The sequence below is a fragment of the Spongisporangium articulatum genome, from assembly GCF_044465595.1.
Taxonomy (GTDB): domain Bacteria; phylum Actinomycetota; class Actinomycetes; order Actinomycetales; family Kineosporiaceae; genus Spongisporangium; species Spongisporangium articulatum.
Genome location: NZ_JBITLV010000004.1, coordinates 263,698 through 276,917, shown reverse-complemented (window position 1 = coordinate 276,917; position 13,220 = coordinate 263,698). Strand labels below are relative to the sequence as shown.

General features: G+C 72.9%; 14 protein-coding genes. 6 read left to right on the top strand and 8 right to left on the bottom strand.

The window, feature by feature from the left end; all coding sequences use genetic code 11:
* Positions 1 to 19: 19 nt before the first annotated feature.
* The 3 genes from ACIB24_RS13920 to ACIB24_RS13910 all read right to left on the bottom strand — a co-directional run bounded on the left by ACIB24_RS13920 (position 20) and on the right by ACIB24_RS13910 (position 2,188).
* Positions 20 to 256 (bottom strand): hypothetical protein, encoded by a 237-nt coding sequence (locus tag ACIB24_RS13920; protein ID WP_398281227.1) that lies wholly within the window; start codon positions 254 to 256, stop codon positions 20 to 22.
* Positions 257 to 409: 153 nt separating this feature from the next.
* Positions 410 to 607 carry a hypothetical protein gene (locus ACIB24_RS13915; protein WP_398281224.1) on the bottom strand — a complete coding sequence of 66 codons (198 nt, stop codon included), beginning with the start codon at positions 605 to 607 and terminating at the stop codon, positions 410 to 412.
* A gap of 54 nt (positions 608 to 661) precedes the next feature.
* The gene (locus ACIB24_RS13910; protein ID WP_398281221.1) at positions 662 to 2,188 is read right to left on the bottom strand and encodes an NAD(P)H-hydrate epimerase; all 1,527 of its coding nucleotides are present in this window, start codon (positions 2,186 to 2,188) and stop codon (positions 662 to 664) included.
* A gap of 192 nt (positions 2,189 to 2,380) precedes the next feature.
* Between ACIB24_RS13910 and ACIB24_RS13905 the strand changes: the two genes are divergently transcribed.
* From ACIB24_RS13905 to ACIB24_RS13895, 3 genes are read left to right on the top strand one after another with little or no spacing between them, the layout of a single operon-like run.
* The gene (locus ACIB24_RS13905) at positions 2,381 to 3,055 is read left to right on the top strand and encodes a DUF4956 domain-containing protein (protein WP_398281218.1); all 675 of its coding nucleotides are present in this window, start codon (positions 2,381 to 2,383) and stop codon (positions 3,053 to 3,055) included.
* Positions 3,052 to 3,876, top strand: a complete 825-nt coding sequence (locus ACIB24_RS13900; RefSeq protein WP_398281215.1) for a VTC domain-containing protein — start codon at positions 3,052 to 3,054, stop codon at positions 3,874 to 3,876. Before ACIB24_RS13905 ends, ACIB24_RS13900 begins: the two co-directional genes overlap by 4 nt.
* Positions 3,877 to 3,932: 56 nt before the next feature.
* Positions 3,933 to 4,466 carry a GNAT family N-acetyltransferase gene (locus ACIB24_RS13895; RefSeq protein WP_398281212.1) on the top strand — a complete coding sequence of 178 codons (534 nt, stop codon included), beginning with the start codon at positions 3,933 to 3,935 and terminating at the stop codon, positions 4,464 to 4,466.
* A gap of 3 nt (positions 4,467 to 4,469) precedes the next feature.
* On the opposite strand, the gene glmS is transcribed toward ACIB24_RS13895, so the two are convergent.
* Positions 4,470 to 6,350: a glutamine--fructose-6-phosphate transaminase (isomerizing) gene (gene glmS, locus ACIB24_RS13890; RefSeq protein ID WP_398281209.1), complete on the bottom strand. Its 1,881-nt coding sequence runs from the start codon at positions 6,348 to 6,350 to the stop codon at positions 4,470 to 4,472.
* A 96-nt stretch (positions 6,351 to 6,446) separates the two neighbouring features.
* On the opposite strand from glmS, the gene coaA reads away from it, so the two are divergent.
* Both coaA and ACIB24_RS13880 read left to right on the top strand, forming a co-directional pair.
* The gene (gene coaA / locus ACIB24_RS13885; protein ID WP_398281206.1) at positions 6,447 to 7,418 is read left to right on the top strand and encodes a type I pantothenate kinase; all 972 of its coding nucleotides are present in this window, start codon (positions 6,447 to 6,449) and stop codon (positions 7,416 to 7,418) included.
* Between the two features lie 118 nt (positions 7,419 to 7,536).
* A complete protein-coding gene (locus ACIB24_RS13880) occupies positions 7,537 to 8,505 on the top strand; it encodes a DUF389 domain-containing protein (protein ID WP_398281203.1) in 969 nt (322 codons plus the stop codon).
* A gap of 65 nt (positions 8,506 to 8,570) precedes the next feature.
* Here the strand turns inward: ACIB24_RS13880 and map are convergent, their stop codons facing one another.
* From map to rplM, 4 genes are read right to left on the bottom strand one after another with little or no spacing between them, the layout of a single operon-like run.
* Positions 8,571 to 9,335, bottom strand: a complete 765-nt coding sequence (gene map / locus ACIB24_RS13875) for a type I methionyl aminopeptidase (RefSeq protein WP_398281200.1) — start codon at positions 9,333 to 9,335, stop codon at positions 8,571 to 8,573.
* A gap of 7 nt (positions 9,336 to 9,342) precedes the next feature.
* Positions 9,343 to 10,692, bottom strand: coding sequence for a phosphoglucosamine mutase (gene glmM / locus ACIB24_RS13870; RefSeq protein ID WP_398281197.1), 1,350 nt, complete (start codon positions 10,690 to 10,692; stop codon positions 9,343 to 9,345).
* Between the two features lie 15 nt (positions 10,693 to 10,707).
* Entirely contained in the window at positions 10,708 to 11,211 is a 504-nt protein-coding gene (gene rpsI, locus ACIB24_RS13865) for a 30S ribosomal protein S9 (protein WP_398281194.1), read from the bottom strand.
* A 45-nt stretch (positions 11,212 to 11,256) separates the two neighbouring features.
* On the bottom strand, positions 11,257 to 11,700 hold the full coding sequence (rplM, locus tag ACIB24_RS13860; protein WP_398281191.1) for a 50S ribosomal protein L13: 444 nt from the start codon (positions 11,698 to 11,700) through the stop codon (positions 11,257 to 11,259).
* 178 nt (positions 11,701 to 11,878) lie between these two features.
* Between rplM and ACIB24_RS13855 the strand changes: the two genes are divergently transcribed.
* The gene (locus ACIB24_RS13855) at positions 11,879 to 13,072 is read left to right on the top strand and encodes a type II toxin-antitoxin system HipA family toxin (protein WP_398281188.1); all 1,194 of its coding nucleotides are present in this window, start codon (positions 11,879 to 11,881) and stop codon (positions 13,070 to 13,072) included.
* The last annotated feature ends 148 nt before the right edge of the window (positions 13,073 to 13,220 follow it).

Below are 13,220 nucleotides of genomic sequence, written 5' to 3'. Positions count from 1 at the left end.
CCACCCGCAATGAGTGCACTCAGCCGGTGATCTTCACGGTGTAGGCATGGCCGTGGTTGGCGGCGTAGCCCGTCCACACACCCGACGCGTCACGACGGCGGGCCAGTGGACCGTCGGGAAAGTCCTGCGCCGACATGGCGGCCTGGACCTTCGGCCCGTACCACTCCTGCCAGGTGTCACTCATCGCCTGCCGGTTGCCCAGGAGCGCCACTGTCAGCAGGACGCCGACCAGCAGCGCACTTCCCCGTCGTGTCACGTGATCCCCCTCTGCGGGCGCCCATCATGCCCGAGCCCGCAGGTGCGATCGGGCGGGATCAACCGCGGTTGTGCCCACCCACCCGGGATCTTGATCACAGGGCGATCCGCAGGGCTGACTGCAACGAGCGTGCACCGATGACGACCGGATCCTTCAGTCCGCTCCGCGGATCCTGACGGCATCGCTGACGGCATCGCTGATGGCATCGCTGATGGCATCGCTGATGGCAGCGCTGATGGCAGCGCTGATGGCAGCGCTGATGGCATCGCTGATGGCAGCGCTGATGGCAGCGCTGATGGCAGCGCTGATGGCAGCGAACGTCACGGCTTCCGGCGGGTTCGCTGCCATCACGCCTGCCACCCCCACCGCACGGTGGCCGATCCGAGAACGCTCGCCCGATCGGCGTCAGGGGGCGAGGGCCTCGGCGACCGCGGCGGGGACGTGCGCGGCGACGTCGGAGGCGGCGATCGGGCCACCGCCTCCCCCGGCGGCCCGGGACGCGAGGGTGGCCGCGCGACCGTGCACCCAGGCGGCCGCGGCGCCCGCGTCGAGGGGCCGGACGCCGCCCGCCAGCAGCGCGCCCGCCACCCCGGCCAGGACGTCCCCGGCGCCCGCGGTCGCGAGCCACGCCGGCGCCTCGGCCTGGCTGCGCGCCTCACCGTCGGGGGTGACCACCAGGGTGGTGGCGCCCTTCAGCAGCACGCAGGCCCCGGTCAGCTCGGCGGCGGCGTGGGCGTGCTCGAAGGGCCGTTCCTCCACGTCCGCCCGCTCCCGGGGCAGGCCGAGAGTGCCCAGGAGCGAGGCGAGCTCACCGGCGTGCGGGGTGAGCAGCAGCCGGTCGGAGGCGTCGTCGGGGTCGCGGTGCACCCCGGCCGCCCACACCTCGAGCGCACCCGCGTCGAGCAGGCACGGCAGGCCCGAGTCCAGCGCCGAGCGGATCGCGGCGGGCTGGTCGTCGTCCGCGTCGGGGTTCACCCCCGAACCGAGGGCCCACGCCTGGACCCGCCCGGCCCCCGCCACCACCTCCGGGTGGGCCGAGCGCACGGCCCGCGTGGCGTCGTCCGGGCCGACGTAGCGGAGCATCCCGACCCCGGCCCGCACCGCGCCGGACGTGGCGAGCACGGCCGCGCCCGGGTAGCCGGCCGACCCGGCGACCATGCCGAGAACACCGCGGCGGTACTTGTCCGCCCCTGGGGCGGGCACGGGCCACAGCGCCCCCACCCCCGCCGCGTCCAGGCGCCGCAGCGGCGCGGGCGGCACGTCGAAACCGAGGTCGAACACCTCGACGCGGCCCGCCGCGGTCGAGGCGGGCGGCAGCAGGAGGCACCGTTTGGCGGCGCCCAGGGTCACGGTGACGTCGGCCTGCACGTGAGGGCCCGGCAGGGCGCCGGAGTCGACGTCGACACCGCTCGGCACGTCCACCGCCACCACGACCGCCGACGCGGGGATCCGGTCGACCAGGGACGTGGCCGGCTCCCGCAGGCCCGGACGCCCGCCCAGCCCGACCAGCCCGTCGATCACCAGGTCCGCGGCCGCCAGCGGCGCCAGGTCGGTCGCCGAGGGCGGCGAGGACACCCGCAGCACCCGGGCACCCGCCACGCGCACCGCCGCGAGCCCCGCGGGATGCGCCGTGTCGGCGCTCAGCAGCGCCGTGACCGCGACGCCGCGACGCCGCAGCCGCACCCCGGCCCACAGCGCGTCCCCACCGTTGTCGCCCGAGCCGACCAGCAGGACGGCGGCCCGCCCGGCGATCCCGCCCGTCGCCTCCCGCAATGCCCGGGCGGCCGTGACCGCCACCGCGGTGGCCGCCTGCTGCATCAGCGCATCCGGCGCACCCGGCGGAAGCCCGGCGAGCGCCGCCCCCTCAGCCGCCCGGACGGCGGCCACGGAGTGGGCCGCCACGGCGGGCCGTCGGTCCTGCTCAAGCTGCACGAACCCATCTTGGCCCCTGGGTCGATGTGTCACGAAACACATCCAACGACGTGCGGGATCGGACCCGAGCGCCCATCCTGTTCTTCATCCCGATTGGTTAACGCGCGGGTAACTACGGGTGTCGAGGGGGACGCTCGGGGGTTGCGCACCGCCGTCGACGACGGCTCCGGCCCACGACAGGAGGGATGACTCGTGCCCGTTCCCCACCTCGCCGCCGGGCTGGCCGCCGGCGCGACGAACGGCGTGACGGCGGGTCCGCTGCTGACCCACCTCCTCGTCGACGTGCTCGCCCTGGTCGCGCTCGTCGGTTTCGCCTACCGCCGGCGCCGCTCCGACGCCGAGATGATGTTCGCGCTGACCGTGCTCAACCTGGGCCTGTTCGCGGTGCTGGTAGCCATCTCGGGAGACGCCTTCACCGCCGGGGCGGGGTTCGGCCTGTTCGGCGTGCTGTCCTTGATCCGCCTGCGCAGCGCCTCGTTCACCTCGGCCGACATGGCCTACGCGTTCCTGGTCATCGTCGTGGGGCTGGTCTGCGGGCTGCTGGCCCTGCCGCTGTGGGTCACGGTCAGCCTGGTCGGCCTGCTGACCCTGGTCACGGCGGCGGCCGACCACCCCCGGTGGCAGCCCCCGCAGACGTCCCGGACCGTCGTCGTCCTGGACCGGCTCTACCCCGGCCCGGCGGCCGTGCGCGCCGACGTCGCCGCCCGGCTCGGCGTGACGGTGGTCGACCTCGAGATCGAGGAGGTCGACTTCGTCCGCGAGACCACCCGGGTGGCGGCGACCTTCCGCACCGGCGGCTCCGTGGGGGCCTGGCCGGCGCTCGCCCGGCCCCGCGAGGCCTCCGCCGGCGAGACGGGCGCGGCATGACCGCGCTCGACGAGCGCGTCGCCCTCCACGGGTACCGGCCCGACAGCGACCGCGTGCTCGCGGCCCTCGACCTGGGCCGCCTGGCCACCGCGACCCTGGCCGAGGTGAGTGCGGTCGCCGCGCTGCAGACCCGGGTCGACCGCAAGTACCTCCTCGACGTGCGCGCGGCGCACGTGCTCGTCGAGCGGCTGCGCAGCACCCACCACGTCCTGGGCATCGACGGACGGCGCTCCAGCGCCTACGCGAGCGTCTACTTCGACTCCCCCGACTGGCAGTCCTTCCGCGCCCACGCCCAGGGCCGCCGGCGGCGCTGGAAGATCCGCACCCGGACGTACCTCGAGGACGACCTGTGCCGTCTGGAGCTGAAGACCAAGGACGGGCGCGGCTTCACCGTGAAGGAGGCCCTGGAGCTGCCCGCGACCGCCTTCGGCGGACTCACGCCCGAGGCCCGTGACTTCCTGCTCGAGCGGGCCGCCGCCCAGGACCTGCAGGTCGACGTCGACGGGCTGCGACCCGGCGTCCGGATCGACTACGCCCGGGCCACGCTGTGCAACCTCGGGGAGGCCACCCGGCTCACGATCGACGGCGGGCTCGTGGCCAGCCTCGGCGGCCGGGTCGTGCGGATGCGGCCCGACCATGTCCTGGTGGAGACGAAGGGCGGGCTGCGCCCCTCGCACGCCGACCGGATCCTGCTGGACGTCGGGGTGCGGCCGGTGTCGGTCAGCAAGTACACGGTCGCGGCGTCCCTGCTCGAGCCGTCGCTGTCCGGCCACCAGTGGCGCCCGACCGCCCGCCGGTTCTTCGAGCGCACCGCCGCCTGAACCCGCCCGGCCGTCCACCGGTCGCCGGGAGCGCCCGGGCACGTCACCATGCGGTCATGCCGACGACGTCACCCCACCCGCCACCCGTCGCCCGGATCGACGGTCCGCGGGTCACGCTGGCCGCCGTCACCGGCGACCACGTCGAGGCGCTGCAGAGGATCGTCCGGACCCCCGAGGTGCACGCCTGGTGGTCCACCCCGGAGCCGGACTTCCCCTTCGACACCGACGACGAGACCGTCCCCTACACGGTGCTGCTCGGCGACCGGGTGATCGGCTACGTGCAGTTCTACGAGGAGAACGACCCGATGTACCACCACGGCGGCATCGACCTGTTCCTCGACCCCGCGGTGCACGGGCAGGGCTACGGCCGCGAGGTGGTGGCCACGGTCGCGGCCCACCTGTTCGACGTCCGGGGCCATCACCGGGTGGTGATCGACCCCTGCGCTGAGAACGCCGCGGCGATCGCGACCTACACGGCCGTGGGCTTCCAGCCGTGCGGGGTGATGCGCCAGTACGAGCGCTCGCCCGAGGGCGTCTGGCGCGACGGGCTGCTGATGGACGTGCTGGCCGGTGAACTCGTCCGCCCGTAGCGGCTATTCGACGGTGACGGACTTCGCGAGGTTGCGGGGCTGGTCGACGTCCAGCCCCTTGGCCCCGGCCAGCTCGCACGCGAAGACCTGCAGCGGCACGACGGTCACCAGCGGGGCCAGGAGGGCGGGCGTCTGCGGCACCCGGACGACCTCCTGGGCGTAGGGGACGACGTCCTCGTCGCCCTCCTCGGCGATCACGATGGTCCGGGCCCCCCGGGCGTTGATCTCCTGGATGTTGGAGACCACCTTGGGGTGCAGCGGGCTGGTCGGCGAGGGCACCACGACGAAGACGGGCTGCCCGGGCTCGATCAGCGCGATCGGGCCGTGCTTCAGCTCGCCGGCCGCGAACCCCTCGGCGTGGATGTAGGCGAGCTCCTTCAGCTTCAGGGCGCCCTCCATCGCGACCGGGAAGCCGACGTGCCGGCCCAGGAACAGCACCGAGCGGGTGTCGGCCATCCACCGGGCCATCCGGCGGACCTGGTCGAGGCCCTCGAGGGTCTTGGCGATCTTGTCGGGCATCGCGTGCAACTGGCCCAGGATGTCGGTGACCTCGCCGGGCGACTTGTTGCCGCGCAGCTGGGCCAGGTACAGGCCGAGCAGGTAGCAGGCGGTGATCTGGGCCAGGAACGCCTTGGTGCTGGCCACCGCGATCTCCGGGCCCGCGTGCGTGTACAGCGCGGCGTCGGACTCGCGCGGGATCGTCGAGCCGTGGGTGTTGCAGATGGCGATCACCCGGGCGCCCTGCTCGCGGGCGTGCCGCACGGCCATGATCGTGTCCATCGTCTCGCCGGACTGGGAGATGGCCACCACCAGCGTCCTCGCGTTCACCACCGGGTCCCGGTAGCGGAACTCGTGGGCCAGCTCGACCTCGCACGGGATGCGGCACCAGTGCTCGATCGCGTACTTGGCCACCATCCCCGCGTAGGCGGCGGTGCCGCAGGCGACGACGACGATCTTGTCGATCTCGCGCAGCGCCGCCTCGTCGACGCGCAGCTCGTCCAGGATCAGCCGGCCGTCCTCGTCACTGCGGCCGAGCAGGGTGTCGGCGACCGCCTGCGGCTGGTCGGCGATCTCCTTGGCCATGAAGCTGTCGAAGCCGCCCTTCTCGGCGGCGGCGGCGTCCCAGTCGACGTGGAACCGGCGGCCCTGCACCGGGTTCCCGGCGAAGTCGGTGATGGTCACGCTGGCCGGGGTGATGGTGACGATCTGGTCCTGGCCGAGCTCGATCGCCTCGCGGGTGTGACCGATGAAGGCGGCCACGTCGGAGCCGAGGTAGTTCGCGCCCTCCCCCACGCCCACGACGAGCGGCGAGTTGCGGCGGGCGCCGACGACGACGTCCGGCAGGTCCGCGTGCACGGCCAGCAGCGTGAACGCGCCCTCGAGCCGGCGGACGACGGTGCGCATGGCCTCGGCCAGGTCGCCGGTGTGGGCCTTGGCCAGGAGGTGGGCGACCACCTCGGTGTCGGTCTGGCTGGTGAACGTCACGCCCTCGGCGAGCAGCTCACGCTTCAGCGCGGCGAAGTTCTCGATGATGCCGTTGTGGATCACGGCGACCCGGGCCACGCCGTCCGGGCCGACGCCGCCGCCCAGGTGCGGGTGGGCGTTCTCGTCGGTCGGCCCGCCGTGGGTGGCCCACCGGGTGTGGCCGATGCCGGTACGGGAGGGCGGGGGCGGCTGCTCCTCGAGGGCCTCCTCCAGCCGGGCCAGCTTGCCGGCCTTCTTCTCCGTGTACAGCGCGCCGTGCGCCCGGCCGGCGATCTGCAGGGCCACACCCGCCGAGTCGTAGCCGCGGTACTCCAGCCGGCGCAGGCCCTCCAGGACGACGTCCAGCGCGTCCGCGTCGCCCGGCGCCCCCGTGCTGGTGTAACCCACGATTCCGCACATGGGGAAGAGGGTAGTCGGTGGCCCGCGTGGGGCGCCTGAGTGAACGTCACACCCTCCCTGGGTGGCCGGGGACCGGTGGGCGGGCACAATGCCGGGGTGAGCACGGCAGACGCGGTCGGCGGCATCAAGTCCACCGGTCACACCCCGTACGTCGAGCTCGACCGGGAGTCGTGGAGCGCCCTGCGGGCCAGCACCCCGATGACCCTGGACGCCCGGGACGTGGCCCGGGTGCGCGGCCTCGGCGACCGGATCGACGTGCACGAGGTCGAGGAGGTCTACCTCCCCCTGGCCCGGCTGCTGAACCTGTACAACGCCGGCGTCGACCAGTTGCACGCCGCCACCTCGACGTTCCTGCACGAGGAGGGCGAGCGCACCCCCTTCGTGATCGGCATCGCCGGTTCGGTGGCGGTCGGCAAGTCGACCATCGCCCGCATCCTGAAGGAGCTGCTGGCCGCCTTCCCCGACACCCCGCGGGTCGAGCTGGTCACCACCGACGGGTTCCTGCTGCCCAACGCCGAGCTGGCGGCGCGCGGGCTGATGGAGCGCAAGGGCTTCCCCGAGTCGTACGACCGGCGCAAGCTGACCCGGTTCGTCTCCGACGTGAAGTCAGGGGTCGAGGAGGTCCGGGCGCCGGTCTACTCGCACCTGACCTACGACATCGTGCCGAGCGCCGAGGTGGTCGTGCGGCGACCGGACGTGCTGATCGTCGAGGGGCTGAACGTGCTGCAGCCGGCCCGTGTGCGCTCCGACGGCCGGCAGGGTGTGGCGGTCAGCGACTTCTTCGACTTCACGATCTACGTCGACGCGCGCACCGACGACGTGCGCACCTGGTACACCGACCGGTTCCTGCGCCTGCGGGAGACGGCGTTCGCCAGCCCCGAGTCGTACTTCCACCGCTACGCGTCGCTGACCGACGACGAGGCCGTGGACACCGCCCAACGCATCTGGCGGGAGATCAACGAGAAGAACCTGGTCGAGAACGTGCTGCCCACCCGCGGACGGGCCACGCTCGTGCTGACCAAGGGCGGCGACCACAGCGTCCGCCGCATCCGCCTGCGCAAGCTGTGACCCTCCCCCTTGTTGTTGATCATGCACAAACGCATCATCTCTGCGGTGATCATGCACGAACGCATGATGCGCTGACACACGATCAAGACCGGACATGAGGGGCCGGTAGCGTGACGGCGTGATCGACCTGCGGATCGTCGTCCCCGGGCCGATGCCCCCGGCCGTGCTGGACCTGCTCGAGGCGGAACCGCGCGTGGCGCACGTCGTCCTGCTCACCGGGACCTCATTCTGCGGGCCCGGTCTCGACCGGGGCGACACTCTCATCTGCCTGGTGGCCCGCGAGGCGGCCAGCGACGTGATCGCGCAGGTCCGGGCGGCCGGGCTGCATACCGAGGCCGGGATCGTCATCGAGGAGGTCGAGGCGGTCGACTCCCCTGCGGCAGCCCGCGCCGAGCGGGCCGCCCCCGGGGCGCCGGAGGACGGAATCGTCTGGGACGTCGTCCGCCGCCGGGCTGCGGACGACGCACGGCTCTCGTGGTCGTACTTCGCGTTCCTGACCCTGGCCACCGCGATCGCGGCGGTCGCGGTGATCACCGACTCGCCGATCCTGATCGTCGGCGCGATGGTCGTCGGCCCCGAGTTCGGCCCGGTCTCGGCGATCGCCGTGGGGCTCGTGCTACGGCGGCGGCACCTGCTGGCCGGCGCCGGACAACTGCTGCTGATCGGGTTCGCGGTGGCGATCCTGCTGGTCGCGGTGCTGGCGGTGCTGGCCCGGGCGGCGGACTGGGTCTCGGCGGCCGACGTGCTGGCGCCGCGGCCGCAGACCGGGTTCGTCTGGCGACCCGACCGGTGGTCCGTCGTGGTGGCCTTGCTGGCCGGAGCGGCCGGGGTGCTGTCGCTGACCGCCGGGCGCGGCAACGCCCTGGTCGGGGTGTTCATCTCCGTGACGACGGTGCCGGCCGCCGGAAACCTGGCCCTGGCCCTGGCTTTCGTCGATCAGCCGCGAATGGTGGCGGAGATCGGCGGGGCGGCGACGCAGTTGGGCGTCAATCTGCTGGGGATGGTCGTCGCCGGTGCCGTCGTGCTGGCCGTGCAACGCGTGCTCACCGACCCGCGGTTCAGGCCGGCCCGCAACCCCAGGCGTTGAGCATGCGTTTGTGCATGATCACCGCGCAGATGATGCGTTTGTGCATGATCACGAACTGATGGACGTCAGCGGGCGGTGAGGACCAGCGGGCCGTCCTCGGTGAGGGCGATCGTGTGCTCGCTGTGCGCGCCGCGGGAGCCGTCGGCGCTGCGCAGCGTCCAGCCGTCGGAGTCCATCCGCAGCTTGTCGGTGCTCTGCAGGAACCACGGTTCGATCGCGAGCACCAGGCCGGGTTTGAGCACCAGCCCCCGACCGGGACGCCCGTCGTTGGCGACGTGGGGGTCACCGTGCATGGTGCGGCCCACGCCGTGCCCGCCGAACTCCAGGTTGACGCTCAAGCCGGCCTCGCGAGCCACCGCACCGATGGTCGCGGAGATGTCGCCCATCCGGTTGCCGGGCCGGAACACCTCGATGGCGGCGGCCAGCGCGCGTTGCGTGACGTCGATCAGGGCCAGGTCGCGCGGGTCGGGCGTGCCGACGACCACCGACAGCGCCGAGTCCGACACCCAGCCCTCGAGCGAGGCGGCGAAGTCGAACGACACGAGGTCGCCGTCCCGCAGGCGGTAGTCGTGCGGCAGGCCGTGCAGGACGGCGTCGTTGACCGACGTGCACAGCACCTTGCCGAACGGGAACGCGCCGAACGACGGGTGGTAGTCGATGTAGCAGCTCTCGGCGCCGGCCGAGCGGATCATCTCGTGCGCCAAGGCGTCGAGCTCGAGCAGGTTCACACCGACGTCGGCGGCGGCCTCGAGCGCCGTCAGCACGCTCGCCACGAAGCTTCCGGCCGGGCGCATCTGCTCGATCTCGCGGGGCGAGTGGTACTCGATCACTGTGAGATCACCTCAGAGACAGCCGGTCCCGGACGACCGCCGCCAGGTCTGCCGCGACCGCGCGTGCGTCGTCCGCGTGGGCCGCCTCGACCATCACCCGCACCAGCGGCTCGGTGCCGCTGGGGCGCAGCAGCACGCGCCCGTCGTTGCCGAGCTTCTCCTCGGCCGCGGTGACGGCGGCGAGCAGTACCTCGTCGTCCGTACGGGTGCGGTCGACGCCCGAGACGTTGATCAGTACCTGCGGCAGCCGCTCCATCACCGAGGCCAGCTCGGCGAGGCTCTTGCGGGTCTGCGCGATGCGGGCCATCAGGTGCAGGCCGGTGAGGACGCCGTCGCCGGTCGTCGAGTGGTTCAGCATCAGCACGTGGCCGGACTGCTCGCCGCCGAGCGTGTAGCCGCCGTCGCGCAGCGCCTCGAGCACGTAGCGGTCGCCGACCGCGGTCTGGACGAGGTTGATGCCCTCGCGCTGCATGGCCAGGCGCAGGCCGAGGTTGCTCATCACGGTGGTGACGAGGGTGTCGTCGACCAGTTCGCCGCGTTCGCGGAAGGCCAGCGCGAGGATGGCCATGATCTGGTCGCCGTCGACGTCGCGGCCCAGGTGGTCGATGGCCAGGCAGCGGTCCGCGTCGCCGTCATGCGCGATCCCCGCGGCCGCGCCGTGGCTGACCACGGCGTCGCGCAACCGGTCGAGGTGGGTCGAGCCGTAGCCGTCGTTGATGTTCAGCCCGTCGGGGTCGGCCCCGATGACGACCACGTCGGCGCCGGCCTCGCGGAACGCCCGGGGCGACACGGCGCTCGCGGCCCCGTGCGCGCAGTCGACGACGATGCGCAGCCCGTCGAGGCCTCCTGGCAGCTCGCCGAGCAGGTGCGAGACGTAGCGGGCGCCCGCGTCGGGCATCCGCCGGACGCGGCCGACGTCACCCCCGGTCGGGCGGGCCCAGGGCTCGCCCATCCGCTTCTCGATCTCGTCCTCGACGTCGTCGGACAGCTTGTGCCCGCCGCGCCCGAAGAACTTGATCCCGTTGTCGGGCATCGGGTTGTGCGACGCCGACAGCACCACACCCAGGTCCGCCCCGGTGTCGGCGACCAGCGTCGCGACCGCCGGGGTGGGCATCACGCTGACGTCCTCGACGTCCACGCCCGCGCTGGCCAGGCCCGCGACCACGGCCGCGGACAGGAACTCGCCCGAGGCGCGCGGGTCACGCCCGACGATGGCCCGTGGACGTCGTCCCTGGGCGAACTCCCCCGCCTCGCCGAGCACGTGCGCGGCGGCGACCGCCAGGTCCAACGCCATCTCGGCGGTGACATCCCGGTTCGCCAGCCCGCGCACGCCGTCCGTGCCGAAGAGCCTCGCCACGACGCGAGCGCCGGATCAGCGCTTGGAGTACTGAGGAGCCTTGCGCGCCTTCTTGAGACCGGCCTTCTTGCGCTCCTTGACCCGGGGGTCACGGGTGACGAAGCCGTTCTTCTTCAGCGCCGGCCGGTTGGCCTCGGCGTCGATCTCGTTCAGGGCCCGGGCCACGCCGAGGCGCAGCGCGCCGGCCTGGCCGGAGCTGCCGCCGCCGTGGATGCGGGCGATGACGTCGAAGCGGCCCTCGAGCTCGGTCACCCGGAACGGGTCGTTGACCAGCTGCTGGTGCACCTTGTTGGGGAAGTAGTCCTCGAGGGTGCGGCCGTTGATCGTCCAGTTGCCGGAGCCCGGCACCAAGCGGACCCGGGCGATGGCCTCCTTGCGGCGACCCGTCGCGGCACCCGGCGCGGTGATGCTGGAGCCGGTGCCCTTGGGGGCCGGGGTGGCAGTGGTGTAGCTGCCCGACTCGTCGAGCTCTTCGGCCTCGATCTCGTCGGTCACGTCGTCGATGGTGGGCTCAGCCACGGTTCTCCTCGGTTCTACGTTTCTCGGTATGCGCCGCGGCGGGGCTTACTGCGCGACCTGGGTGATCTCGAAAGGCACGGGCTTCTGGGCCGCGTGCGGGTGCTCCGGGCCGGCGTAGACCTTGAGCTTGCTCAGCACCTGACGCCCCAGGGAGTTCTTCGGGATCATCCCGCGGATCGCCTTCTCGACGGCCCGCTCGGGGTGCTTCTCCAGCAGCTCGACGTAGCCGACGGCCCGCAGACCGCCCGGGTAGCCGGAGTGCCGGTACGCCTTCTTCTGCTCACGCTTCGAGCCGGTCAGGGCGACCTTCTCGGCGTTGATGATGATGACGAAGTCGCCCGTGTCGACGTGCGGCGCGAAGGTCGGCTTGTGCTTGCCGCGCAGCAGCACCGCAGCCTGGGTGGCCAGCCGGCCCAGCACGACGTCGTTGGCGTCGATGACGTGCCAGCGGCGCTCGACGTCGCCAGGCTTCGGGGTGTACGTACGCACGGTGGCAGCCTCGTTCTAGATCTATGTCTGACATGGGGTCGGTCCCGCGACCAGCGGCCCGCACGTTCCGGGCGCATGACGAACGGGTCACACGACGGTTGAACAGCCTACCGCCGAGCCGGATGGAGGGTCAAAACGCCGACGACGGGCACCGCGATCGTCCTATTCTGCCCGGACGGTGAGCACAGCTTCGGAAGACGTCCAGGACCTGAGGGTCGCGCGCACGACGCCGCACGCCGACGTCTTCAAGGCCGGCCGCCGGGCCGCGCGGCTGACCCGCACCGTGGACGGCGTCCGCTTCGCCTACCTGCCCGAGTACCTGGCCACGGCGACCGCGCCGGTCGCCACCACGCTCCCGCTGGTGGCCGCCCCGACCCTGACCCGGGCGGGCGCCGTGCCGGCCTTCTTCGCCGGGCTGCTCCCCGAGGGGCCGCGGTTGAGCGACCTGGCCCACGCGGTCGGCACGTCCCGGGACGACGAGCTGAGCCTCTTGCTGGCCGTGGGGTCGGATCTCGTGGGCGACGTACAGGTCGTGCCCGGCGGGGCGCGCCCGGGCCGGTCGACGGCCCTGATGGCGGTGGCCCAGTACTCGGACGTCGACTTCCGGGCCTACCGGGCGGGGACCGGGGTCGTCGACCGGGCCGGACTGCCCGGCGTCCAGGACAAGGCCTCGGCCGGGACCGGGCGGCACCTCCTGAAGTTCGAACCGGCGCAGTACCCCGGCCTGGTGGAGGCGGAGGCGTTCTTCCTCGCCGAGTCCCGGCGGGCCGGGATCGCGACGGCCGGTGCCGAGGTCGTGCGGGACTTCGCCGGACGGCCCGGGCTGCTCGTCGAACGCTTCGACCGGCCGGCCGACGGGCGACGGCTCGCGGTGGAGGACGGCGCGCAGGCCCTCGGGCGCTACCCGGCCGACAAGTACGCCGTCAGCGCCGAGGAGGTCGTGACCGCCCTGGCCGACCTGTGCCCGGCCCGGCCGGTGGCCCTGCAGACACTGTTCGCCCAGCTGGTGTTCGCCTGGCTGACCGGTAACGGCGACGTGCACGCCAAGAACCTGTCCGTCCTCGCGACCCCGGGCGGCGAGTGGCGCGTGGCCCCGGCCTACGACCTGCCGTCGACCCTGCCCTACGGCGACCACACCATGGCCCTGCGCCTGCAGGGCAAGGAGTCGGGCTTGTCCCGCAGGACGTTCCTCGCCTTCGCGAAGGAGATCGGGCTGCCGGAACGGGCGGCGGTGCGCATCCTCGACGCCTTGCTGGCCGCCACCAGCGACCTGTACGACCGGCTCGTCGCCGCGGCGCCGCCGTTCACCGTGCGTCAGCTCAACGACCTCCGCCGGGCCCTGCGGGACCGTCGCCGGTCGCTCTCCGGCTGATCCCGCCGGCCAGGACGGCCCGGACCACGACCGCTCGGGAAAAATTCTTCGACACCCGGAACAGGCACGTACCGGACATTCGCGCGTCACGGACCGTGTGCGCAACCGATCCTGTCGCACACCCGCGCGCGACCGGTTCTTTCTTCGG